Annotated in this window: 33 protein-coding genes; all 33 read right to left on the bottom strand. The window is 43.8% G+C overall.

Annotated elements, in window-relative coordinates:
- Positions 1–28: 28 nt before the first annotated feature.
- On the bottom strand, positions 29–466 hold the full coding sequence (gene comGG, locus HMPREF2686_RS00985; RefSeq protein ID WP_239681873.1) for a competence type IV pilus minor pilin ComGG: 438 nt from the start codon (positions 464–466) through the stop codon (positions 29–31).
- Complete coding sequence (comGF, locus tag HMPREF2686_RS00980) at positions 453–905, bottom strand: competence type IV pilus minor pilin ComGF (protein WP_049483594.1); 453 nt, start codon at positions 903–905, stop codon at positions 453–455. The genes comGG and comGF overlap by 14 nt, the downstream gene beginning before the upstream one ends.
- Complete coding sequence (comGE, locus tag HMPREF2686_RS00975; protein WP_003004353.1) at positions 895–1,182, bottom strand: competence type IV pilus minor pilin ComGE; 288 nt, start codon at positions 1,180–1,182, stop codon at positions 895–897. Before comGE ends, comGF begins: the two co-directional genes overlap by 11 nt.
- Positions 1,148–1,552: a competence type IV pilus minor pilin ComGD gene (gene comGD, locus HMPREF2686_RS00970; protein ID WP_003004513.1), complete on the bottom strand. Its 405-nt coding sequence runs from the start codon at positions 1,550–1,552 to the stop codon at positions 1,148–1,150. The genes comGE and comGD overlap by 35 nt, the downstream gene beginning before the upstream one ends.
- A complete protein-coding gene (comGC, locus tag HMPREF2686_RS00965; RefSeq protein WP_070448978.1) occupies positions 1,542–1,811 on the bottom strand; it encodes a competence type IV pilus major pilin ComGC in 270 nt (89 codons plus the stop codon). The genes comGD and comGC overlap by 11 nt, the downstream gene beginning before the upstream one ends.
- Before the next feature lie 943 nt (positions 1,812–2,754).
- Positions 2,755–3,630 (bottom strand): hypothetical protein, encoded by an 876-nt coding sequence (locus HMPREF2686_RS00960; protein WP_070448901.1) that lies wholly within the window; start codon positions 3,628–3,630, stop codon positions 2,755–2,757.
- Between the two features lie 11 nt (positions 3,631–3,641).
- On the bottom strand, positions 3,642–3,989 hold the full coding sequence (locus tag HMPREF2686_RS00955; protein WP_070448900.1) for a hypothetical protein: 348 nt from the start codon (positions 3,987–3,989) through the stop codon (positions 3,642–3,644).
- A gap of 15 nt (positions 3,990–4,004) precedes the next feature.
- Positions 4,005–4,469: a hypothetical protein gene (locus HMPREF2686_RS00950; RefSeq protein WP_070448899.1), complete on the bottom strand. Its 465-nt coding sequence runs from the start codon at positions 4,467–4,469 to the stop codon at positions 4,005–4,007.
- A 14-nt stretch (positions 4,470–4,483) separates the two neighbouring features.
- Positions 4,484–4,723 carry a lytic exoenzyme target recognition domain-containing protein gene (locus tag HMPREF2686_RS00945; protein WP_261673664.1) on the bottom strand — a complete coding sequence of 80 codons (240 nt, stop codon included), beginning with the start codon at positions 4,721–4,723 and terminating at the stop codon, positions 4,484–4,486.
- A gap of 49 nt (positions 4,724–4,772) precedes the next feature.
- Positions 4,773–5,534, bottom strand: coding sequence for an HNH endonuclease signature motif containing protein (locus HMPREF2686_RS00940; protein WP_070448897.1), 762 nt, complete (start codon positions 5,532–5,534; stop codon positions 4,773–4,775).
- Between the two features lie 208 nt (positions 5,535–5,742).
- A complete protein-coding gene (locus HMPREF2686_RS00935) occupies positions 5,743–6,345 on the bottom strand; it encodes a peptidoglycan amidohydrolase family protein (protein ID WP_070448896.1) in 603 nt (200 codons plus the stop codon).
- Positions 6,346–6,356: 11 nt separating this feature from the next.
- Positions 6,357–6,686, bottom strand: a complete 330-nt coding sequence (locus tag HMPREF2686_RS00930) for a phage holin (protein ID WP_070448895.1) — start codon at positions 6,684–6,686, stop codon at positions 6,357–6,359.
- A gap of 1 nt (position 6,687) precedes the next feature.
- Positions 6,688–7,137, bottom strand: a complete 450-nt coding sequence (locus HMPREF2686_RS00925) for a phage holin family protein (protein WP_070448894.1) — start codon at positions 7,135–7,137, stop codon at positions 6,688–6,690.
- Positions 7,138–7,168: 31 nt separating this feature from the next.
- A complete protein-coding gene (locus HMPREF2686_RS00920) occupies positions 7,169–7,789 on the bottom strand; it encodes a hypothetical protein (RefSeq protein ID WP_070448893.1) in 621 nt (206 codons plus the stop codon).
- A gap of 6 nt (positions 7,790–7,795) precedes the next feature.
- A complete protein-coding gene (locus HMPREF2686_RS00915; protein ID WP_186822851.1) occupies positions 7,796–8,029 on the bottom strand; it encodes an ATP synthase subunit B family protein in 234 nt (77 codons plus the stop codon).
- Positions 8,030–8,036: 7 nt separating this feature from the next.
- Positions 8,037–11,159: a phage tail spike protein gene (locus HMPREF2686_RS00910; RefSeq protein ID WP_070448891.1), complete on the bottom strand. Its 3,123-nt coding sequence runs from the start codon at positions 11,157–11,159 to the stop codon at positions 8,037–8,039.
- Positions 11,156–11,869 carry a distal tail protein Dit gene (locus HMPREF2686_RS00905; RefSeq protein WP_070448890.1) on the bottom strand — a complete coding sequence of 238 codons (714 nt, stop codon included), beginning with the start codon at positions 11,867–11,869 and terminating at the stop codon, positions 11,156–11,158. Before HMPREF2686_RS00905 ends, HMPREF2686_RS00910 begins: the two co-directional genes overlap by 4 nt.
- Entirely contained in the window at positions 11,869–16,086 is a 4,218-nt protein-coding gene (locus tag HMPREF2686_RS00900; protein ID WP_070448889.1) for a tape measure protein, read from the bottom strand. Before HMPREF2686_RS00900 ends, HMPREF2686_RS00905 begins: the two co-directional genes overlap by 1 nt.
- Positions 16,086–16,655, bottom strand: a complete 570-nt coding sequence (locus tag HMPREF2686_RS00895) for a Gp15 family bacteriophage protein (RefSeq protein WP_070448888.1) — start codon at positions 16,653–16,655, stop codon at positions 16,086–16,088. Before HMPREF2686_RS00895 ends, HMPREF2686_RS00900 begins: the two co-directional genes overlap by 1 nt.
- A 15-nt stretch (positions 16,656–16,670) precedes the next feature.
- Positions 16,671–17,147, bottom strand: a complete 477-nt coding sequence (locus tag HMPREF2686_RS00890; protein WP_070448887.1) for a hypothetical protein — start codon at positions 17,145–17,147, stop codon at positions 16,671–16,673.
- Positions 17,148–17,209: 62 nt separating this feature from the next.
- Positions 17,210–17,662, bottom strand: coding sequence for a phage tail tube protein (locus HMPREF2686_RS00885; RefSeq protein ID WP_070448886.1), 453 nt, complete (start codon positions 17,660–17,662; stop codon positions 17,210–17,212).
- A 3-nt stretch (positions 17,663–17,665) separates the two neighbouring features.
- A complete protein-coding gene (locus HMPREF2686_RS00880; RefSeq protein WP_070448885.1) occupies positions 17,666–18,076 on the bottom strand; it encodes a minor capsid protein in 411 nt (136 codons plus the stop codon).
- Positions 18,073–18,435: a minor capsid protein gene (locus HMPREF2686_RS00875; RefSeq protein WP_070448884.1), complete on the bottom strand. Its 363-nt coding sequence runs from the start codon at positions 18,433–18,435 to the stop codon at positions 18,073–18,075. The genes HMPREF2686_RS00880 and HMPREF2686_RS00875 overlap by 4 nt, the downstream gene beginning before the upstream one ends.
- Positions 18,435–18,794: a putative minor capsid protein gene (locus HMPREF2686_RS00870; protein ID WP_070448883.1), complete on the bottom strand. Its 360-nt coding sequence runs from the start codon at positions 18,792–18,794 to the stop codon at positions 18,435–18,437. The genes HMPREF2686_RS00875 and HMPREF2686_RS00870 overlap by 1 nt, the downstream gene beginning before the upstream one ends.
- Entirely contained in the window at positions 18,781–19,179 is a 399-nt protein-coding gene (locus HMPREF2686_RS00865; protein WP_070448882.1) for a head-tail connector protein, read from the bottom strand. The genes HMPREF2686_RS00870 and HMPREF2686_RS00865 overlap by 14 nt, the downstream gene beginning before the upstream one ends.
- 8 nt (positions 19,180–19,187) lie before the next feature.
- The gene (locus HMPREF2686_RS00860; protein ID WP_070448881.1) at positions 19,188–19,382 is read right to left on the bottom strand and encodes a hypothetical protein; all 195 of its coding nucleotides are present in this window, start codon (positions 19,380–19,382) and stop codon (positions 19,188–19,190) included.
- 3 nt (positions 19,383–19,385) lie between these two features.
- Positions 19,386–19,532 carry a hypothetical protein gene (locus tag HMPREF2686_RS10500; protein ID WP_160312877.1) on the bottom strand — a complete coding sequence of 49 codons (147 nt, stop codon included), beginning with the start codon at positions 19,530–19,532 and terminating at the stop codon, positions 19,386–19,388.
- Between the two features lie 10 nt (positions 19,533–19,542).
- Positions 19,543–20,367, bottom strand: coding sequence for a major capsid protein (locus HMPREF2686_RS00855; protein ID WP_070448880.1), 825 nt, complete (start codon positions 20,365–20,367; stop codon positions 19,543–19,545).
- A gap of 28 nt (positions 20,368–20,395) precedes the next feature.
- A complete protein-coding gene (locus HMPREF2686_RS00850; protein WP_070448879.1) occupies positions 20,396–20,965 on the bottom strand; it encodes a phage scaffolding protein in 570 nt (189 codons plus the stop codon).
- A 172-nt stretch (positions 20,966–21,137) separates the two neighbouring features.
- Complete coding sequence (locus tag HMPREF2686_RS00845) at positions 21,138–21,350, bottom strand: crAss001_48 related protein (RefSeq protein ID WP_070448878.1); 213 nt, start codon at positions 21,348–21,350, stop codon at positions 21,138–21,140.
- Positions 21,319–21,495 carry a hypothetical protein gene (locus HMPREF2686_RS10495; protein WP_176745938.1) on the bottom strand — a complete coding sequence of 59 codons (177 nt, stop codon included), beginning with the start codon at positions 21,493–21,495 and terminating at the stop codon, positions 21,319–21,321. The genes HMPREF2686_RS00845 and HMPREF2686_RS10495 overlap by 32 nt, the downstream gene beginning before the upstream one ends.
- The gene (locus HMPREF2686_RS00840) at positions 21,488–22,660 is read right to left on the bottom strand and encodes a phage minor capsid protein (RefSeq protein ID WP_070448877.1); all 1,173 of its coding nucleotides are present in this window, start codon (positions 22,658–22,660) and stop codon (positions 21,488–21,490) included. Before HMPREF2686_RS00840 ends, HMPREF2686_RS10495 begins: the two co-directional genes overlap by 8 nt.
- 4 nt (positions 22,661–22,664) lie before the next feature.
- Entirely contained in the window at positions 22,665–24,173 is a 1,509-nt protein-coding gene (locus HMPREF2686_RS00835) for a phage portal protein (protein ID WP_315940692.1), read from the bottom strand.

Raw genomic sequence — 24,173 nt, 5'->3', positions numbered from 1 at the left:
TTTCCTCCGCACCCTATCATACCAAAAATTAGTCTTTTTCGCTATTTTCTGATGGTTCCTTAGTCTCGTTTGGCGTCTCTTCAGAAGGCGTTTCGGTCTCTGCCTTCTCTTTATCTTTCTGTGTCTTCTTCTTTTCTTTTTGACTCTTCTTGCTTTCCTTTTCTTCCCTTACAGGAAGGACAAACTCATAGCTTTCGCCATTCATCTTAGCCTGAGCATGAAGAAAACCAGTGTCCTGCTGTAGCTGAACAACTCCAGACTTTAAATGAATCTCTGATGTCTTCTCATCACTCTTTCTCTTTTCAAGAGCCAATTGCACCAACGCATAGGCCCGAAGACGCTCTTGACTCGTCTTTAAGATTCGTCTTTCCGCAACCTGTCGGTGCAGGTAAAACTGAAGTAAGAGACTAAAAATCGCTGCCATCAAGAGAGCGTAAAGCAAGACACCAGCTTTAACTTTTTTCATTTTGCATCGCTGGTACCACATGGTAGACATACTCCCTTTCTAGACCTTCTTCGAAATTCAACCGCAGATGAATCAACTCTCCCTCCTGCCAAATTTGGCTAGAGCGAACCCCTGAAATCATAGGCTGATAGCCCCTGCCCTTATCATCTGTTTTTCGGATATCATCTCCTTTAGATTGACCAATAGCAATTGGTTTTTGATCCTGAACCAAGTAGATATGATTGTCCGCTACTTTTTCAAAATGACTCCGATCCAATTCCACCTGCAATTGTTGCTGAAAAAGTATCCATTCTTCCTGCTTTTGATGCGCCTGGTAGTCCAATTCAGCATGCAGGAGCTTGGTCAAGCCTTGAAAGACCAACACTCCCCCACTAAGCACTAAGAGAGCGACCAAGGCTTCGAGCAGGGTAAAGGCCTTGACCTTTCCGTTATTCCACATGCAGTACCACCTTTCCTTGATGATAGACCGTGAGTTGATCGGCATCTTTTTCGACTTGAACCTGAATACCATTGGCCTCTAGATGATTTTGCCCTGTCTGAAGCGCCATTTGAGCGACAGATAATACCTCTACCTCTTTGAAATCCGCTAGTCGCTCCTTGCGCGAACGCCGGATCTCCCCTAACAATAAGGTCGTAATCATGGCAAATAAACCCAAGGCTACCAAAGATTCTATGAGAATACTAGCGGGAACGGATGCTTTTTTTAATTTTCCCATTTCCAAGCGACAGTTGATAGGTCACCACTCCTCTCTGTGTCTGAAAGTGAACATTGGCCAGGGATGAATTGCCACCTGCACGGTCTAAACGAATGGTTTTAGGATCTTGCAAAATGACAGAATCAGGAATCTCCACCGTCTGATAAGGCGTTTGAATCTTCCTTGCAGTCACTTCAACATCCAATTCTGTTTGCCTTGCCAATGCTATCTTTTGGCTTTCTTGATAGAGGTGTTCAAACTCTGCAAAAAATACTTTTTCTTCCACCTGCTGAAAGCTCGTCTTGATCGATCCCGATAAGCCCAGATAGATAAAACTGACGATCATCAAGGTCAGAAGGGTCTCCACCAAGGTGAAGGCCTTAATCTGCAACCGCACGAGTTTCTCCACTATTTTTTGCATAATAGGCACGGTAGGATTCTGCTTGTTTGTTGGTAATATTTCCATCAGCAACCAGTTTTGCTAGAGTGGCTTGGTCATTGGTATGATTGAGCTCGTACAATTCAGCCTGACTTTCGACCACCTTCACAACCGCTGCATTTCCTGTCTCTTTCACGGAGTCTTTTTGCTTGGTCAAATTCGGCACAAAGAGCAATAAGAGCACACTGATGATCAATAAGACCACCAACATTTCAATCAAGGAAAGTAAATTTGTCACTCGGTCAAAATAAAAAAACCTTGCAAAGCGCAAGGACACGAACTTTAAACAATCAACTAAATGAGCCTTCGCTCTACTTCGATTGTACGCAATTTATTGACCGATAGCCTACCACGGTCTGAGCCATAAGGAGCGACCCTATAACTTCCGTAGCGATTAAATGACTAGGCACGACTGGTTACGTCCAACTTTCACCCGACATTCAGAAATATATTTTAAGCATAAACATATCTAAATGTTTTATCTGCACATTTTGGGCTACTTGTACTTATCTTTGGTGTTATTGACCGATCCCTCGACCTCAAGTGCAAAACGGTTTAAATTAGCATTTCTGGTTCGGTTCTTACTGCTACGCAAGGCCTACCCAGATTATTCTTCCACTGGAAGCGTCTATTGTCACCGCCACCGTCTGATAATGGTCTAATTACGCACAACCTCTATACTGCATACACCCTCATTCTTCTTACACTTCATGATCTCTTTCGATTACTCAAAAGAGAATTACTTATCTTTCCGCAATATCTCACGAAAAGCGTAACGGGAATTATGTATACAATCCAAGCAAGGTGTCACCCTATCTACACTTGGTTATTCAGTAGATTGTTTAAAATCCGTGTACAATTATTATAGCACTGTTAGTCGTCTTTTTCAAGTAAATAACAGCATAATTGCCGTTGTAATAGACATTTTTAAAAATTGCCGTTATAACAGACAAAACCACTAGTTGGGGCTAGTGGTTCAAGTAAGTGATAGTATTCGATTATCGTATATATTATAGCACATTTTAAAAAGTACTGCTATCCTTTCGCATTTCAAAGAAAATAAAAAAACGTTGATTTTACAATATTTTTAACCTATTTGGAATTTACTTGGAAAATAAAAAAAACGGTAGCATTACGCTACCGCTGTTGTCATCTTATAAAGTTTCTGGCCAAGGATCATCCGTGGTATACGACATATTAGTAAATCGTAAATCTCCGATGTCTCGATCTGTTGGGACGGGATCATCGAATTGTAAGCGTAGCTGGTTACCGTCACCCGGCCCACCTAAATAGAATGTTCCCAAACGCTTACCCTTGTCATTGGTCATAATACCAAGTTTTGAGCTAGTGGCACGAAAACCGACGGGTATACCACCGACATTTAAAATCACCACGTTACGCTCACGGTCAGACCCTTGAGGAACGTAGCTGGGCGCACCTCGTCTTACGATCCCAAACCAACCCCACGATAGACCACCGAAGCCGACCTCTACCGTGGAATTTACACGTCTGAATTCCACGTATGCATTAGTTTGATTTGAGTTGATGTTTCTTGGTTTAAATTTGACATCACCAAACAAGACAGACCAAGCGTTAGAGCCAGTTCCAGCGGTCTTTTTGATCCATTTAACCGCTCCATTCTTAGCTGTGGTATCTGTGTATATTGTACCGATTTCTGCGTTGAGAGCGTATGGGAATCCTTGTCCTTTTAGTTCGGTACTGCCACTATTGCCAGATCCTACCGAACGCTTCAATTCCTCAAGATCGTTCTTACTTGCGAGTTGGCTTGTGTCAATCGTTGGCAATTTTGAGCGTGTGACGAATGGATCACCACCGTTTTTTAGCTTATCGTCAATCAAAGCGTCAAGCCCAAGTTCTACGTGCTTATCCTTGATGTTGGTCGTCATTTGAGATTGTAACGTCGCATACGTTGGAAACAAACTGTATGCAGTATCAGCCTTCAAACTATTTCCCTGTAGATTTTCAATATCACGGCCGATCTGTTGAATCGTTTTTTTCAGTTTATCCATACTTCACCTCCTTAGAGGGTTTGTTTTGCGCTGTTATAAATTTGTACAAAGTCAGTATTTTCGAGATCAGTAAATTTCTGACCAAGCTCAGTCAATTTTTGGACGATCGCACTGTCTGAGCTTCCGCCAGCTTGGATTTTTTCTGCGATTTCTTTGAGCGTGTCGAGTTCTTCGGGGACGCCTTCGCCAAGGATTGCCGTTTTTACCCCAGCAATAGCCGTTTCTAACTGCTGCTGTGTGATCCCGCCTTGACCAAGCTCGGACTTATCAGCTTTATTAGCAAGCGTGGTTTTAATCTCTTTGATATCCGTTCCGACTGCTTGCGCGAATTTCGTCATTTTTTCAGTATTTAAACTCATTTTTTATTCCTCTTATTAAATTTTAGCTAGATTATAGAGAGTTGTTAGATCTGGAAATTCTTCCACGATTCCGCTCTCTTTGTGCGCTTCGATAAACTTCCCGATCTCTTCCTTGACGTCGTTTTTGACAAGCGCAAGGACTTGCTCGCTTGTGTATTCGTCCGCTGACTGGACCACGTCGACCCGGACACTCTGGTCACTCGGGAATACATATCCACCAGCCACCACCTCGACGAGATAGCTCTCGACGGGAAGGACTTTGGGAATCTTAAACGTCACTTTTGAGCCTTGAACAGTCGCGCTAAACGTCGCTTTGCCTTTCTTGCTGACAAAGTGGATTGTTGCTTCCTGCCCGTCGAGATCAATCGGGACCCAGTTTTCGTCATATAATGCAAAACCAAAAAGGGAAGCCGAATCGCCTTGTTTGACAACTCGACCGCCCTCAAACTGCTTTAAGTTTGTACAGTTTGAGCGATTCATTCAATCACCCCTCTTTACTCATAATAGTTAACTAGATCGTCCTTGTCCCAGCAAGATAACCAGATAGGGCCGAATTGTCCGAACTCAAACAAACGCCAGTAATAACCGCCGTAATAACCACCCTTGCCGGTATCCGAGATGTTGGCTTCGTCTAGTTCGAAGCTAAAGTACATTCCAGACTTAAAGTCTTGATCTGCGCCATCTGGCAAGTTGTTTCCGTCCTTATCAACCCAGTTTACCATTGATACCGGAATACCGTTTTCTCATTACTACCCACTATTCCTAGTGGGATTAGACTATATCTTACTTTAGATATTTTCTGTCATACTTACCAAAATATTTCTTTTCTGCTTCAATCCTTAATTTTTCGGCTACCGATTTATCTTTAGATGAACCTAGAAAAATCCTTTGTTTGCCGACTTGGATTCTAGCAACCCACAAACCTTTTTTGTTTAAGTGGACACCTTTGATTTTAGAAGTGTTATTTTTATAAGTTGTTTTGTTCATCATGTTTTCTTGATGACTTACAACTCTTAAATTACTTCTTCTATTATCTAAGGTATTGCCATTTATGTGGTCAACGCTTTTGTTTTTGTCTGTAACAGACATAATCAGTCTTGAAAGTCTCTTTTTACCTTCTTCGTACACATAAACAGAATAGTAATTATTTCTTTTATCTTTTTGAACATATAGGGTTTTACTATATTTTTCAAAAACATCAACATCAAGTAAAATTTCTTTTTCGTCCACAAAAACACTAACATAATCGTCATGATACTTGTAAGGATATTCTTTTTTCCATCTGCATTCATTCGAACAGAACGAATTAGAAACATAATCATTATACTTGTATCGTTTGTATTGATGATATGTAGGAGTGAATTTCTTGCCACATCTACAGCAAGGAATATCTGTTATAGTGATCTTTGTTTTTCCGTGTTTTTCAAGTGAACATACATCTGAGCAGAAAACAGATTTTCCTTGTTTTACTTTAGTAAACTGTTTTCTTGAAAGTTCAAATGCTGTATGACAGTTGGCACAAATGCCTTGTTTGGTTTTACTCATCTTATGACACCATCTTTCTAAAGTCTAAGTGCTTCCACTCGCGTACAAATAGCGAGCGTACTCCCTAAAGGGATAGTCGTTACACCTTTCTGATACTATTATACCAGACTCGGCACGGTATTGCCCGTTCTGGGCGTCCACCGTTAGCCATGTTTTTTTGCATGACACCGCTTTGTTTGCGTTCACTTAGTTTATACTGAGCCGAAAATTAGTTAACCCAGTCGAACCCAACGGGCGCGAGATAGTCACATTTGATTTGCCACATACCGTTGATATACTTGACCTCATTCGCTTGGTAAAAAGCTTTGTCTGTTGGCTGTACGGCTGTGCTTGCTTGATTGTTGGTTTGTGGTGCCGTGTCAGCGTATCGCCAAACCTCAATATAAGCTGGTTTATTCCAGCCGTAATAGTCGTTCCAAGGGTAAGTATTGATCGCTTGCCCCGGCGCCCCTTGTGTCGAATAGTCGCAAGAGATGAAGTATGTATCGTCGATCATTGCTCCGACGTGTCCACCAGCACCACCAGACGTTGACATATCCGCACCCCAGCTCATTAGAATAATATCTGCTGGTTGTGCGTCCCATGGTTGGTTACGGCTGATACGATAAAAGCCATTGTTTGCGAGCTGTTGCCCAAGGGTCACCGTGGACGGCAAGCCTTGGATTGGGATACCAGCTTCTTTTAAAACTTGCGACATGATACCCGAACAGTCACCCGTTCCGTCTGATCCGTTGCGAGATCCAAGCATTGAATAGGTAATCAGCCCACGACGACTAATAAAACCGTTAACGATAGATTGTTGTACACTCATTGTCTATCTCCTTATTTCTTCCATTCTTCGTTAGCGCGTTTAACTGCTGCCTCGATAAAGGTATTTAATTCTTCGTTCGTCAAGTGGATATTTTGAGACTCAAGGCCCTCGATCAAGCTCGTTTTAGCGTGTTCGAGTTTATCTTTGCCGTGGATATCCAATTTATTCGCGACCTGCTCTGTAGCGTTGACTGCGTTTTTAGCCAAGATCTCAACGATCTCGATCGCTTTCTTGCCACCACGCATAAGTAAGTATTTCTTGATCGCTTGTACCACGATCCCCGTTAATACAACTAAAATACTCATTGCTGATGATGTGATAATGCTTGTGAGTTGATTCATGCTATTTGTCCTCTTTCTTCTTTATCAATTTTTTAGGCTCTTTCAAGCCGTCCTTGAGTTGGAATTTTTCATGATCGATATTTTGCTTAATAAAGTGATCGAGGCCGGGAATTTCTACACCCAGCGCCGAAAGACTGGCCAAAATACTTGAGCCGTATGCTGCCATCATCGCAACGATAAAGGTATCAATCACGGGTCCAAGATTCATGTATAACGCGAACGGATAGCCAACTGCAACAATTAAAATCATAGCTGTATGGCTGACTAGCCCTTTCCGCCATTTTCGGCTTGAAAACTCATGATAAGCCCACGCTCTGGATACCCCTAAAACGATATCCAAAGCAACAACAACCATCAAGGCAAACACGATCATGTGTTCATCAATCCCGTGATCGTAGAAATCACGGACTATTTCAATAATCCCAAAAATTCCGTCTGGTTTTTGATCCATTAATCACCCTCCCTCCTGTCAAGCTACTAGCTTACTGGACGGGTTGGGTTTCAAGCTCTCCCGCCGGTTTTGGCTCTTCTTGTTTCGGTTCGGTCCATTTCCAGATACCGATCTTCCCGTTTTTGTCCAATTCCTCCAATTGTTCCAAGGTTTCGCCTTGGTAAGTAAACGGCTGATTTACTTGGACCATCACGCGCTTACCTTCGCTGAATTTTTCGATATGGTTCGGATCCTCAATCGCAAAGATCGCTTGTGCTGGATATGTTGCCCCAGCTTTACCAAGATCGACCAATTCGAGGCCACGTTTAAAGACTGTCGGATCAAGCGGACGATCAACGTCAGTTACGCGAGCGAGAACGCTCCATTCTGCCACGTCTTTTACTTTTTGGATCTCTTCGTCTTTCTTCGCAAGTTTAGCCTCATATTCTTGAGCTTGGACGTGCAAGTCCTCTTGCAACTTCTTAACCCCTTCCGCCGGGTTTAATTCAGTCGCAACTTGACCGAGTACGGCTTGGATCAGCACTTCATCTGATTCGCTGGTACGGTCACCAATCAAAACACGCTCGAAAGCTGTGTAAGGGTTCGCTGAACGAATTGAAACGAAAGTGCGTCCTTCTTCTTGCAAGTATTTGTTAATGATTTTAAATTCCATAAAGATTTATTCCTTTTCTAGTTTCTGTGCTGCTTCGTCAAACAAGTCTTTCAAGGCCTCGTCCGCTTCTAAAACTTGATTAACTTTATTTAGTTTAATTTGTGCCTGTTCAAACTGTGCTTGTGCTTCTGCCAGTTTTTCTTGAGACTCATCGTATAATACCTTGTAATAAGTGGTATCTACGATTGAGGTTGTGAGCTTCTGCGCAATCTCGCTTACGATTTTATCTACTGTGTTCATTCTGTTCTTACCCCCTCCATTGGCCATGATATCCTCTTACATAATTTCCATCGTGATTTAGGTTGTTAAAGTTATCAAAGATATCGTCTAATATATGTGATAGACTGTAACCTCTAATAACAATATCTTCGATATTATAGAGCTTATTAGTTACTGTATCGATTGCTACGGACTTTTTATCATTGGCATTATACATAAATTCGACCAAGTCACCATAGATATTGACGGCTGTCGTGTTATCATTCGCGTTCCAAATTTGAATACCAGCCGAACCATCGTCCATTGCGACTCGCTTCCAAGAGTTCGACATTAAGGCTGTATACGCTGCTTCCTTGCCATTGATCGCTCCTTGACCAAAAACAAGATATTGTAACGGTTTGTTTTTAAATTGATTTCTAATACCGACGTTCGCGTTATTCATATCAATCCAACCGGTTTGTAAGTCGAAGTCAGTAACACCATTCAATGAGGATAGCTTACCACCTTTGATGATGTTCGCTGTCAGACCGTCCGATACAATGTTCTTTACCGATACATTGATAAGTCTTGCTGTTTCTGCGTCAATTTCGTCAATGTGCGCCGTGCCGATCTGCGCTTCACCAATCATCGATTTTTTAATGACTCCGTCTTTGATGATGGTTTTTTCACCAACCGACAGCAAGCCTTCGTTAATTCGGACCGACCCGTCCGGGTTCAAATTTAATTGCCCCAGCACGTCACCCGCGCTGTTTAGATTGCGCACTGACCAACTATTACTTAACAACGTCATTTGCGTTCTTACAGCCTCGATTGGCTCTTCGCTGTCCTCGGGCGCCGGTTGCCACTTCCGATCGTTTGTGCCTTCGTAAAAGTCAAGTTCGGTCATAAACATACCAGACCAGCCGTTAGGATTGCCGTAATATTGAAACAGTAAATAACCATTATCAAAATCGCCAGTATTAAACTTAAAAGAACGTTTTACTGCTCTATCTGAGTTGAAAGCAGGGTTTCCAGTCTTATTGAAGATAGTCTGAACTTCGTCATAATCTGGATTGGTTGAATCTTTCTTACGTTTACGCAAAGTTATCCGTACCTGTGCCGTGTTAGCGTCAAAAGCTAGCAAATTAAGGATATAGTCCGTATTGCGTTTAAAGATAAACCGTGGACTGTTCACGACTGCCCCGCTATACAACAAAAACATTCGTTTTTGGCCGTTTAAGTAGAATTGGTGTTCTTGAAATTTGAACTTATTTGGCGCACCGGCCCAATATTTCAACCCATCATCAGCGCGGGAGTTTCTGAGCATATTCGGGCCACCCGTTGTACTGTACTTCCCGACTTCGGTTTGAAATATCTCGCTCGACATAACCAACCGCGAGAGCTTGTCTGGTGCGCCTGTTTCGCTCTTACCGAGAATACGCTCATACATCTTGTTTGATTCCGTGAGCTTGTTATATTCGAGCGTTTGAGTTGCAATCTGCTTAGATAGACCAATTAAATCTCGACCCATGTCATTTTGGACCCGATCCAAAGCGTCAAAATCGCCTTTTGTTACGAAATTTCGAGATACTTTGGACACAATCTTACTATAAATCGTGTCACCATCAACGCTATTTACACCTTCCGTGACTTTGTTCTGCAAGTCTGGGCTTGATAAAATCTGTTGCTTGATCTGGTCAGATAGCTTGCTAGTGTCTGGTAGCGTTCCGGCTTTCTTTAGGGCTTCTTCTGCCTTTGCGTCGGCTTGCGCGATTGCTTGGGTTGTTGAGGCTTGAGCGTCCGAGATCTGTTTATCAACCTCTTTCTTGACCTTGTCAATATCCTCTGTGTCGATCCGTTTCTCCCACTGAGAGCCGTTCCAGACATACATGCGGTCATATAGACCGTTCTTTTCAAACCAGATATCACCGACTTTATGCTCGCTGTTATCCGGACGGTTGTACCAAACCTTGTTACCTTGAGCATTTAAGAGATAATCTGGCAAGGTATTTACCAGCCGTTGTTGATTGCTTGCTAAATCGTCAATCTTACCGGATAGGTTGCTGGTCATTGATGATTTAAAGCCATCACCGATAACACCAACCTCTACGCTGTCATTCTGTTCTAACAGTACATCATAGACAATGGTTGTCAGTTTGGCATCTTCACTAGTAAGCCCGATCTGAGGATAATAGACAGGGACGATGTCGCAAAGTTCAGCTTCTTCTAAAATCTGGGTAAGTTTATAATCAAGTGTCTTTGATAAGTCTACATACTCGATTTTAGTATTGATCTTTGGAAGCCCTAGACGGTTATTAATTGCGTATTCTTTGGCAAGTCTGCGCAACTTGTCAATCGTTGGCACTTCCTTGTCTTTGAAGTTTGACGAAAAGTCAACGATCAAAACCCGTCGCTCGTTATACAACCCAATATAAGGACCGTCTACATACTTCTCGGGTAGTTCAACTGTTACTTGTTGACTAGTCGCTCCACCCTCACCAGTTCCCTGGCTTTCCGGGGTGTATGTCGCATAAGGATAGACGCTGGTATAAGCACCATCGATGTCTTGGTCGTCTTCTGCTCGCAGGATATTGCGACCATATTCCAGGACAATAGGGCTTTTACGTCCTAGTTGTTTATGCAGTCTAATAACCGTATTATCAAACTCATATTCACCGCCCCAAACATCGAGAATTGAACCAGCGACACCACCAAGAGCATCACGCGCCGTTTTAAAATCTGCGATATTCCAGCTAGTCTTTGAGGTTAGATCAATATCGGACCATGTATCAAACCGAATACCACCAAGGGCATTTAAAGCCCAGATAGCCAAAGCTGCCTGAGCAGTTCCCGATACATTGGTATTATTCCTAATAGCCATCTTTTCGGTCAAGTGGCTGATATGTTTGGCATAGACTTTTAAAATGCCTGTACTGTCCTTAAGGATACGGGAAATGAAGAAAGTCTGATTTTTGGTCCGTAAACCAGCATCAGACTTGATCCGCATATCGTTTTTAAACGTACCGGCAAGCGGGCCACTAGCCGGGTACTCGATATAAAGAGTGTAGTTCCCGTTTCGTTCCCGTGTGACTTGCGCCTTAGTTGCGTCAATTTCTCCCAAACCGTAGGTTTCAAACGCTGTTTCGTTTGCATTATAAAGAATAGGCCTCATAACTTAACCCCCCAGTTTGGTGTCATCGACACCGTGAAATTCCCGTCCCAACTAATCAAGTTACGGCCAGCGTCCAAGTAAGGCATTTGAAATTGTGGACTTCGAACGACTTTATCCCAGGCTTGCAAGTTGCCAGAGTAAACTTGGTTAGCTTGCATATCCAGAATGATCTTATTCTGTACAGCCTTTAACTTGGTCTTGCGTCCGTTAATAGTCAGCGTACAATCACCAGACCCCACTAGCGTGATGATCGGTTTTGCGTTGACATTTCCGAGTCCATTGATCGCAACTCCATTTGTCAGTGTTTGAGTAGTGCGCCCTTGTTTGTAAAATTTGACTGGATATGTCAAAAAGTTCAGCTTGACTTTTCCAAACTGTCGCATAAGGCTAGACACTTCAAATGTCTCAATAAATGCTGATCGGTAGATAAAATCTGGGTCCCAGGATAGAGTCAGATCTCTGTAGCCGTCAACGTTGAGCCAGTTACTGATATCACTTTCTGCATCTGTGAGTTTGCGGTTTGAAAGGACGGTACAAGGCAGTTCGATAGTAACCGATTTAAGACGGTTCTTTGAGATCAATAGATCGCCATCACGACCAGGGATCGCTACTGTTTCCACGTCGCTACCAGTCGAACTAATAATATAGTCGCTGGTAACCCGTAGACCGTGAGTAGTGCTACTAACACCATTAAAAGTAAAACTTCCCATTAAGCCATTCTACCTCCTTCCAAATTCGTATAGTATGCAAGCTCACGCAAGAGCCTGCGCATATTTTCGGGGCTAAAGAAATTGTCATTAGCCGTGCCGTTTGCGTTAAGTGTATAGTTATTTGTAACATTTGAGTTTGAGCTTCCACCGCCTGCATAGCCAAAGCGCGTAGCTAGTGTATCAGTCAGACCACTTACAAGATCACCACGACCTGGTAAGTTAAAGCCAAAGCCGTCCGTGTATTTCTTACCGGATTCTACTGTCTTGTTCGCAAGGTCAGTCATTGAGTCGTCTACGTAGTAGCCGTACTTCTCGATACCGACTGCCATACCCTCAGGGATAGCGCGACCGACTTGATCTCTAAATACCTTAGATGGCGAGTTAATAGCTAAAGCAGACCGAGCTGCTGCCACAGCTCCGAATGCAATGCTTGATGCTGCTGCTGCAACCGATCCAGCCATAGCATAGATACCGCCCATCATACCCTCACCAATAGACATGCCGGCATTGTATCCGCCGTTATAACCACCGGACATACCGTTATGTGCTGATGCTTTGAGGTTGCTAGATGCGTTAAATACTGCTCCGTTGTGACTCGCTACACCGCTAGTAACACCAGTCCCAAATTGTGATCCGGCATTTCTACCATCGTGTCCTAGCGATCTTACAGATGCATTAATCATCATCTTCATCGCATTAGACGCACCAGTAGCAATACCTTGCGAGGAATTGATACCACCACCGATACCAGTTCCGAATTGCGAACCGTACTGTTGCCCATTCATGGACATCGCGAGGAATTGAGCCGAAATAGCAAGGTTCATCATGGACGCTGCACCTACAGCGACCTGCTGACCTACACCGATACCAATCGCAATACCAGAGCCAAACTCTGAACCTTTAGCCTGTCCATCTGTAGCCATGCCAGCCATCGTAGCAGTAGCGTTTGATTTGAGGGTGTTAGCTGCACCTTGCACGACATCGGACCGGCTTAATACACCATCTCCGACACCAGCGCCAAGTTCAGCACCTTTTGCTTGACCCTCACCGAACAAATTAGCCAAAACACCTAGAGATGCGTTTTTAAGGCCGTCAACTGCTCCCTGGACCGATCCCTGGTTTTCTGTGATACCTTGAGCATATCCACCGCTCACTTGTGATCCGCTGTACTTGGCTTCAGTTGGCAAGTTGTTGAAGGCTTGTTTAGATGCCTCTGTGACTTCTGAGGCTGCCTGTTGGACGTCGCCTTTTCCAGATCTAATACCCTCTGCGGTCTTTTGAGGGATTTCGCGACCTTTTACTTCAAAACCTGCATCAGCGAGGGCCATTCTAAACTCATCACCGATAGCTGTTACCATACTTTGGATTTCTGGAGGTAGCTCTTGACCAGTTGCACGAATACCACGCAAGAAGCCTTCCTTGGCTTTGTCGCCGGCTTCCGTCCATTTAGTATTAAGAGCGCCTAGCTGTTCATCTGATGCATTGACAAGGGCCTGCGTTTGGTCTGCCATTTTAGGGCCAGCCTGTCGCATTTGCTCAATAAGACCTTGGTCAAGCCCACGTTTAGCGAGCGTTTCGAGGTTCTGCGACCACTTATCAACCGCGTCGATGTTTTTCTGCAAGTTAGCGGTCATTTGATCTGCAGATAGGGCCGTCTGTTGCTCGATAGCCTGGAACGCGTTCTGAACTTCACCTTTGAGATTTGCGAACTCTTGTTGCATCATCTCTACAGCTTTCTTCTGCGCCTCGTTCATGGTCGTCAAGTTATAGATTATACGACCAGAAGCATCTTCCGTAGACTTAGCCTTGGCTTCGTTGTTCTTAACGATTGTATTCGTTAATTCGTTGTCAGAGTCCTCGGTTTTCTTGATGTCGTCTTGGAGCTTCTTGACTTCTTCGTTGTATTTCTTCTTGGCTTCTGTCTTGATGTTATCGCGCAGTTGCCCGCCAGCGAAGCCGAAATCTTCTATCTTCTCAGTTTTGTCGAGTAGGCCTTGATATTCCTTTTCAAGCTCCTTCATCTTGTCCTTGATTTCAAGGCGCTTCTTGGCGTTCTCGACCATTCGCTCGTTTGCAGCTTCAATCTCAGCCGATGCCTTGGCAATCTCAATCTGCTTCCGGATCGCGTCCGTGGTCATATTGATTGTGCCCGTGGCCTTGTCGTACTGGATATTCAAGCCCTCAATACGTGAGTTGAGGGTTTCTGCTGCTGACGCAAGCTCTTTCTTCTGAGCGGCAGTCTTGTTTTCAACCGAGTTCAGTTCGTCGATCTTCTTGACAAGTCGCTCGTTATCCTCGGCTGTAGCTTGGATCTCATTTCTGCGGTCCTTATAGACTTCATTGCCTTTGTTGATACTTTCGTGTAAGTCATCGAGGGATTGCTGGAATTCTTTTGCTTTCTCTTTCGCCTTTTTGGTTTCTTCGCTTTCTTGCGTCAACCATGACACCAGACCAGCGATAGCACCGACAACGATAAAGACTCCACCAGATGATAGAGCTGCCAAAGCCCCAGCGAGTCCAGTAGTAGCACCCGTGGCTACAAGTGAGGTACTGGTCAGAGATACCAGGGAAGTGATAAGCGTACCAATCAGGCTACCGATACCCTTGATAATGGACAGCCCCAGCATCGCTCCTTTAAAGAGCAAGACTGCTCCTGCGACACCAGCGAAGATTGAGATAAGCGGGTCTAAAACAGGTTTGAGGAAACCTAGTACACTCACTAGTCCCTTAACAATTGGAGTGGCACCACGGATAACGCTGATGATAACATTAAAAGTACTATTTACCGCACCTTTAATGCTATCAAGGTTCTGGGCAATGCTCTTACCAGTAACTGCCTTGCTCATCTTGTCAAACTCGGCAATGACATTCGCGATACCTTTTGCTACCGCGTTCACGATGTTGCCAAATGAAGTCTTGATACCTTCTGAGTTTTTCTTCGCCATCTCGGCAAAGCCGTTTGTACCCTTGTTAAGTTCAATCAGTCGCTTACTGAAATCAGTGAACGTGATCTTTCCGTCTTGTAAGGCCGAATAGAAGTCTTTTTGAGCTGATGCACCAGCAAATCCAAAACTTTCAGCAGTCTTCTGCAAAGCATAAGGCATGGTTTCTTGCAAGGTCTTCCAACTTTGCATGTCAACCTTACCAGCAGATAACATCTGGGTGTACTGTTGCAATCCACGGCTAGCATCTTCTGTAGATGCCCCAGACGCGAGAAACGCATTATTTAATGCGATTGTCAACTTCGTAGACTGTTTGAGGTTACCAGTCATTGAGGTTAACTTCTGGGTTGTACTTACAACTGTATCAAGTGTTGTAGGTAGTCCCTCGATACCCTCAGAAAGTAGCTTAGTAGATGCTGCTACATCTTTCGAAGAGTGCCCGAGTGATTTCATCACTTTCGGGAACCGTTGCAAGGTATCGAAGCGGTCAATAGCCTTATCCATTGACTGGCTTACAAGGTTCATCGCAGAGCTGACAGCTTTAAAAGCTACCGCACCGACTGAGAAGTTCTTGATTGCGTCTTTGATCTTGTCAAATTTTGACGCGCTCCTTTCAGCCTGGTCGCCTGTTGTTTTGATGATGTCTTTTAGCTTGACAAAACCGCCCCCACTTTGAGATGCGACTTGTCCGGCTCTATGGACTAGATCGGCGCTTACTTTAAAGCCATTTCCACCGGTTTTACTGATTGTGCCAGCTTCCCTTACTTTCTCGGCCGCCTGTTTAAAAGCATCACCGCCAGACTTAGAGAGCGCACCGGCTTCTTTGATTTTAAAACTTGCTGACTTAAAGCCCTCTCCGCCTGTCTTGGCTTCGTTGCCAGAGGCCTTTACTTTTTCTGCCGCTTGCTTAAAACCATCGCCAGACCGTTGGGCAAGATCAGAGCTTTCTTTTACTTTCTCCCCGGCTTGTTTAAAACCAGAACCAGAGCGTCCAGCTAAATCAGAGCTTTCTTTGATTTTCTCACCAGCGCGACGAAAGCCGTTACTTGAGGTTTCGGATAGCTTCGCACCCTCGGCCATACGGTCACCAGCGCGTTTAAAACCTTGTCCAGCTCTTAGAGCCTTGTCACCAGTCGCCAGGATACCATCGCCTGCGTTTTTGACACCTTGGCCAGATCTACGGGCTTCTGATTCCAAACGCTTCAAGGCGTCTGATAGTTCTGTAAGTTTGCGTCCGTTTACCTGGACGTCAATTACAATTTTTCCATCTGCCATTATTCATCTCCCTCCTTTCCATCTAATCTATATTTGGTTTGTAGCCGTCTCATTTTGGCCTTATACTCGCTACTATCGTTCTTCGAGGGCTTCCAGGACCGTATCTCTACTAATTGAGATACAGCCGTTCCATCTGGTAAACCGTTTAGTAACGCGATAAATTCGGGCCATGTGAGCCGGCCTTGTGCTTCAAAGAGATTGATGTTGTAAGCTTGCACAAAGCTAGCGTATATCTCTTGCGCGTCTACTTCAAAATCAATCAAACGAATATCATCTTCTTCGTCCTTGGCTACTGGCATAGGGTTTCCGTGGCGGTCATAAATCACGCGCTCTTTTTTTGTCCTCAAAAAATGCTCGTCGATATATTCCCACACAGCTACTATATCCTCTGGGTTGTCCAAGGCTTCGTCCGTCATCATTAAAACCGCTGTACGCATCTTTTCGAGATTATTCATGACTTCGTTGTCAAACATCTCAAAGACATCAAGCACCAAATCAAAGGAGCAGTCCACCTCATAGGTGCGCCCGTTCAATTCAAAGGAGTTCTGTATAGGCTCATTTAATTTCATGAGCGGTCCTCCTCGCTATTTTTTACTGGTCTTTTTTGTCTTTTTGGCTTTTGCTTTTTTAACAAACGACTCAGCAACCGCACCCGATGCCTTGGCCCGTTCTTGGCCTAGACGGTCAAGCTCAGCACCCAGCAAGGTATCTACCTCATCAAATGCATGATCCAAAGCGTCAAGGTCTGGATAACGTTCATAGAGCTTAGCAAAGGTCCCGTTACCGAATAAGACATCATACTTAATCTCCGTCATTTTCTTCTGCATTTCAAAGGCTTCGTCAATAACTCTTTTATTAACAATTCCTTCTTTAAGATCGTCAAAGTCTCCGTTATTGGATCGTTCAATAAGTTCTAACTGATACTTGTTAAAGCGTTCTGCAATATCTTCCTGGAGCGTTGCGAGGCGTGAGATATTCTCTAGTGATGTATCAAACTGGAGTTCAATTTCTCCGATATTGATAGGGATGTAATTGCGTTTTAGTTTGATTGAAATAGACATGATTTTTCCTCCTTTATGCACAAAAAAGAGCGTCCCAAAATGGAACGCTTTTACTTTTACTATTAGCCTACGACTGCAGTAGTTTTAGGAAGTGAGTTGTAAGAGATCTTACAAGAGAATTCCTCGTAGTTTGCAGCAACCCCAGAGCCGGCCTTGATTGCTGACACGGTAGCAATTCCGACGTGTTGGTTCTTACCGTCTGAGTCTACGACTTTATGCCAAACCAAGCGGTCATTTCCAAGTTTGTATTTCAAACCAGCAACAAGGGCCATTGCTTCATCTTCATTGTCGTAAGTTCCCTTGAAAGTATAAGAACCTTTAACACTTGTTACGGTTGTTTCTTCTGTACCGTCGCCATCATAATAGGCAACTGATGTAGTTGCTTCATCTGTATCGTCGTCCACATCTTCGATCCATTTTGCAAGCTCTTTGTAGGCTTCTTTTGCTGGTTCAGTCTTTGGATCAGTGACTGGTGCGATAAAATGCCCGCGTAGGGCGTTCTTTTGACGTGCCATATATTACACTCCTTTGTTATTCAAAATTGTTAGGTTTGCAGTGATATCCTGCAGATAAATATAAAAGCCCTGCTCGTCCCGTTCATTCAAGGACGGCTGGGTAGTAGTTAAGTTATTAAAAATATATGAGTTGTTTTGACTCGGTAAGACCAGATCAAATTCAGATAGTGCTTTGTTAATTTCCCAAAGGCACTCACTAGCTGTTGTTTGATCTTTTACCTTTACTGCGATTTCGAAAATTAGAGTAACGTCCCTTGAACCGTCCATGTATACACGCTCAACCTTACCGCCTGGCAACGGATAAAGGACCAAAGAGTCTAACTCGCTTAGAAAGTCTAGTTCACAAGCAAGCGGTAGACCGAGGGTATTTATAAAATCACGCAAAACAACATTAAAATCATTGTTATTTTTCATTTAGTAAACCCCATTGCTTTTAATCCAACTTCTGCCCACTTGTTCCCGTGGTTAGCTGAGGCCTTTAAGTCCCAGCGCTTCCCGGTTCCAGGGGTGGTATACTTCCCAAAGCTAAAACTGCGATACTTGTTATAAGCACCACCGTAGAATTGGGCGCGTGCATATGGTGTATTGTAGATAATCTGCGAGCCATTGCCAGCTACATGACCGCTAGATCGTAGCGGTCCATGCAATAACGGCACATACGGCTCCATATCTAGTAAGGCTTGGTTTGCGATCTCTAACTGTGCCTTTCGCTCTGACGCTTGCGATACTTTCTTGGTAGCTCCGCTCAAATCTATCGTGACATTGATACCCATCACATCACCTCGATTTCATAGCAAAAGACTTTGCGACTGAAAGGTTCATAAACAGGAACGATCTTGTTTACGATGTATTCATCGTCGCCATCTTTTACAATCGAGTTACGATATGAGGAATCAATCTCTACATCACAATACTGAGGGTACACAAAGATGACACCAGGCGCACGAAATGACGGGTTCTTCTGTCCGGACGGGTTATTGACTGACCCTGGACCGTCAAAGTTACGGTCAAAGCGAACCAGACTCAATAAAATCGGGTAGGAGAATTCTTCTTTCCCCCACCCGTCTTTCTTTCCAGTTGGTTTTGAGATCGTCACCGAATCGACTAGCGTCCGTTTATCAATAACGACCATAATCCACCCCGCTATACAGAAAACCAGCCGATTTAAGAGCATTAAACGCGTCAAGGGATAGATTATATCCCGATGCTGTTTCAGACGCCCTAGAGCCGTTATTTGAGCTGTATGATACCGATGTACGACCTAGCGTAGTACTTGCGATTGTCTGCTTATCCTCGGCCGTTAAAATGCCCGTGCTGTCCAGGTACTGGATCTGGTAAGCCGTGGCTAGTTTAACTGCCTTTTTGCGTGTCTTATGGTCAGTGTCAAAATCATGGAAGTCATAATAGTGACGGATAAATAGATCAATAGCAAGCTCTGCTCGTTTTAGTAACTCATCAAATTCGCATGTACTCTCAAAACCTAACTCACGATATTCTTCATGCGTTAAGTATGCCATGATACCTCCTATTCAGAGGCCACCTTTTGGGCCACGGTTTCGCTATCAGAAACAAGTTCCAACCATTTCTCACCAAAGGCGAGGCTTGTTTTATGGTTGATTTCTTCTGCTTCTGCAGCCGTTAACTCGTAGACCGTGCCCTCGTCAAAGTTTTGGTCTGTTGACTCAATCAAAAAGTTACAAGTAGCTTTATATTTTGCCATTCGTTACTCCTTGATTTCGTACCCGCTAGTCAGAAAAGCAGATACTAGATTGGGATCAGTGATGGTAAAGGTTACATCGTCCTTTACCAAAACCGTCACAGCCTGTTCAGTCACCGCTTCTGTTTTAGTTGTTTTTGTTTCTTCTGCCATTCGTCACCTCTTACGCAGTTTTGTGTACGTAAATAGCTTTCTTCTTGCTGTCAAGGACAAAGGCATCATAACGGATACGACCTTCTACAAGGTAGCCGTTGATACCTGGTGGGTTATCGTGGATCTTGTAGTCTTCCAGTTTGACAGGAGAAGTGGTTGCGATAGGGTGCGCAATAACAAACGCTACGTTTTCTGGCAAGCGAGAAGTAGGTGTCAAGATAACAGGCAAGCCGTCGATAACTCCCACTTGACCCTTAAACGCTACTTCTTGACCGAGGTCAGAATTCTTCACGAATGATGGATCAAGTTTAATGAGTTTGTAAAACTCAGGAGATACGTGTAGTTTGCGTCCTTCTTCCGGTACAAGTGCATCAGTCAATTTAACTTGACCGTCAAGCACTGCTTCATACGCGTTATTTTTAGTTACTGCGCCAGTTTTAACGTGGTCTGTATCAGCACCAGCTACGACTTTACCAAAGCGGTACTTATCGACTTCTGGGATAACAACTTCTGAAAGTTGACGAGCAAGAGCTTTACCTGCTTCCATTGCGCCGTTTGTATCTTGCACTGAGCGTTTATCGATTGTGAAAGTGAATGAACGGTCTTTTGTAAGTGCCAATGTTTGCACATTGTTTTCCAATTCTGCCGCTGTACCGTAACGGGTGTTACCAGTAAGCGCGTAGTCGTTCATCGCTGTTGTTGGAATTGAGTATACCTTAACGGTATCTACACCGGTAAAGTCGTAGTCAGAGTTGACGATACCAGTTGAGAGGGCTTCTTTGGTAAAGCGCTCATCTACTTTAGCATCAAATTTTGCTGCATAGTTAATAGTCATATAGGCTTATCCTACTTTCTTTTATTTTTTAAATACTGTCAAAGCCAGCAAATAGAGCTTGTTCTTCCGGGCTGAGGTCGCTATCGCTACCAGCGGACGGATTGCCACCAACGGCGAACTTTGGCTGTGGTTCCTGTGGTTCTTCCTTTTGGACAAAAAGGTAAGGGCTTGATTCCTTTAGACCGTTGATAGTTTCTTCTAGTTTTGGCTTGCCATCTTCAGCAAGTTCGATCTTGTCAAGATCAATAAACTTCATAAGGTCTTCGGAGTTATGCGCTCCCACGTCTTTCAAAGCCAAGGCAACCGCGTTGGTTTTCTTAACTTGCGCAAGGTTAGCTTCATTCTCGGTCTTATAGCTTTCAAATTGAGCTTGTAAGTCTTCCAGTTGTTTCTTGGCTTCTTCACTAGCTCCCTCTTTAGCTTGTAAGTCTTTGATAGCTTGGTCCCGTTGTTCAAGTTGTGTTTTTAAGCTGTCGTTTTCTGCTTGTACTTCTGACTTGGCTTCTTTGATTGCTGACCCGTACGCTGCCATAATGCGCTCAATAGTGTCCTTGTCCTCAATACCTGCATCAACTAACATCTCACGTTTTAAACTCATGTTTAAAACTCCTTTCTGTTTTACGTCCAGGAGACGAATTCGCCGGTTTACGTCCGACAACGAAAGCGCCCAGCGGGTAACGATCCCGCGAATAGGTAAGAAAAAAGGAAGAAATCACCTATCCATCCAGAAAGGGCGCAAAATAAAAACCGCATGATCTGCGGTTCTTTTTTTATAATTTGATACCTTCAAGCTTTGCACGTTCGTTCAAAACGCACAAATAGTTATACATTGCAGTCTTCTGCGCTTTTAGTAAGTCGATAGGACAGTTTGGTTTAAACTCAAGTGTCCCTTCTTCGTATTTACTAATCATGTATACCAATTTACCGAAGCGTTCATGCAATTCGTAGTATTCAATTTTGAAACGTTCCTTCCAATCTTCCATCTTTTAACATCCTTTCATTTGCCATTTTAAAACCAAATTTAAATCCATCAAACGCTGCACGATCAATGTCGCGATGATAATCTAAAAGAGTTTTTTTGTTTTTAAATACGACTCTTTCTAATGAGCGCCTGAATTCGTCATTCATTCTCGATTTCCTCCTTTGATTTGAAATACCTTTCTCTCGCATAGTCACGATGCAAGAAAGGCTTATCCGCAATATAATCTCGCAGGGTTGCTTGCTGGTCTCTGATTTTAGTTTTAAACTTACTGATAAGCTCTTGGTCGCCCAGCTTCTCGGCAACGTGCAACTTCTCCTTAGACTTGCGAATGGCTCGCTCGTATGCCCTTTGTTTAGATTGGGCATTAGCATTTTTTATAGCTTCTTCTTGCGTTACGTTCTTAACGTCCGGTCCTAGTTCTGGCAACTCATTTATGCCAGGGACAAAAGGAGTAAGCATGTGTTCGCAGTTGATACCAAGACAACCGCCAGGAGTGCCGTAGCCATGATCTGCAAGCGATAGAATACTGATGCCGTGTTCTTCCCTTGCTTCGCCATAGGTTACAATATGATGCTGTAAGGGAGCGCAAGCCTCGCGGGCCGTTGCCTTTTTAGAATAATAAAAGGTATCAATACCAAGCTCGTCCGCTGGCATGGTGCGCATCTCTCGGTAGCTACGCATGACCGTAGTTTTAATAACCGTTCTAGCGTAGTTATCCACTTTCCAATAATGACCACCGCGGTCAATAAAACCCTTAAAACCTATCTCTTGCCATTTCATGACGGTTTGAGATACAGCCTTGTCATGTGTGACTAGACCGACCACTTGACGGGCTACCACTTCCTGCACCATTTGACGGTATACATCTGTAACGATGCCTGGAAGCGTGGTATTAATCAAGTTGCTGATGTCACCGTGTGACTGTTCAAAATACCCGGCTAGTAGCTCCTGCGCGTGTTTAGAATTGCCAAAATCACCGCCTCCGAGGTCGTCTATGAGCTGTTCTTTGGTCGTCTGATAGATTTTAAAGCCCTCATCTTCAATGACCTTACGGAGCTGTTCACGGCCTATTTTAGAGTAGCGGGCGATTGTGTCCAGGTTCTGCTCGTTTAATAAGTGCATCTGGCTCATACGCTCTAACTGCCAGATATACGGGTTATCAGCCAAAGACTCAGCCCCACGTTCTAACAGTCTATCAATCACCTCATCGAATAGGTCACGCGCCATTTGATGATAGATATCACCAACCTGTGAAGCGCGTAATTCTAGTTGTTCCTCGTTAAATAATACCGGGTACTTGTTACGCGCCATTCACTCACTCTCCATAAATATCAACTTCGCTTGTGCTACGTTCCAGCTCCATGCTTTCTGCGGTCTCTTTCTTGATATCCGCAAGCATTTGTTCAGCTTCCTTATCTGACAAGCCCAGCGCCTTAGATATAGCGTATTGCTTGCTGACAAGGCCACTTAACAAAGCCTTAGCGTAGTAGTCTAGCTCGTTATTCTTATCTACAAAGACACCATCGTCAAGGTTTACCGTGATATCGTCCATCTCTGGAATAGGACCGCTATACAATCCGTACAGCTTCCCAATCTCACAAATAGAGATCACAAGCTCTTTGATAGATTGATCTACAAGGCTCACGATGCTGTTTCTCAGTTGGTAAGTGTCAGAGTTCTCGGATACAACCTCAGTCGCAGTCTTCATGCTCTTACCGTCAAACGTAAACATTCCAGGCGATACTCCAACCTGCATCTCAAACAAGGCAAGACCCTCGTTGATTGCCTTGATATAGTCATCTGAACGGATAGGAGTAGTAAGGTCTGTGATATTGATTGGTGTATCTTTACCACCGTCAATCTGCTCATAGACGTTTTGCTCTGGATCAAATTCGCGCGTGACAAGATCAGTTTCTCCATGATGGTCAAAACCGATCCGGACAGTTTGGTCTGGTACTAACACGCGCCGTTGACCCATGCGCACTTCCCACTTAAATTCATCATACGTTGTATTGATAAAGTCAATTGTGCTTTTAGCATTGTCAAAGATAGACAACCCCAGCGGGCTGTTGATATCCTTGTTATTCATACCTGGCGGTTTTAAGTAAGTAAATAACGGCCGTGTAAGCCCGTCAAGCGTTACTTCTTCCTCAAGGTCCTCATACACCTCGGATAGTGGTACACGGTCACCAACGCGCTCCTTTTCGCTCGAGCGATACAGTTCATTAGTGATTGTGTATTTCTTATCCTTGGTCCACTCATGCAACTCAACCAAAGTATAGTAGATCGTTTCCTTGCCCACCGTCTTTTGGCTCTTATTGATAATCGCTGCAGAAGATACGTCCTGCGTGTTAGACTGCAATGGATAAAATACAGGGGCTTGAATGAATGAAATTTTGATCTTGTCGTCGTCAACGTATGGACGCATAGCAAGACCACCAAGGGCAAGACAGCTCTCAAGGTATCGCTCAAAGTTCTTGTTAAAGCGGTCATTCAGCAAAACCGTTTGAATAAACTCGTTTGTCGTTCCATTCGCAACGCTTATCTCTGCCTGCTCGTTAAATACAAGGCTGGCAATCTTCTTACAAGCCGTGCGAGCAATAGGCAAGTGATTTCGTGCCCGCTGTTTATCAACTCGGTTTGAGTTGCGGTAACGGATAGGGTCCCACTTACTCTGATAGTATTTCAGGTTCTTCTGGATACGATCATATTCGTCCTTGTTAATTGCAATTTTAGGATGCTCTGTTATGTTGCCTAGTGATTGGCTTGTCATTACATATTTACCCCTCTTAAATATATTTCTTATTGATTGTAAGATACTCAT

The organism is Streptococcus sp. HMSC057G03, assembly GCF_001808745.1.
In the GTDB taxonomy this organism is placed as follows: Bacteria; Bacillota; Bacilli; order Lactobacillales; family Streptococcaceae; genus Streptococcus; species Streptococcus parasanguinis_Z.
This window is presented reverse-complemented; position numbering and strand designations above follow the sequence as displayed.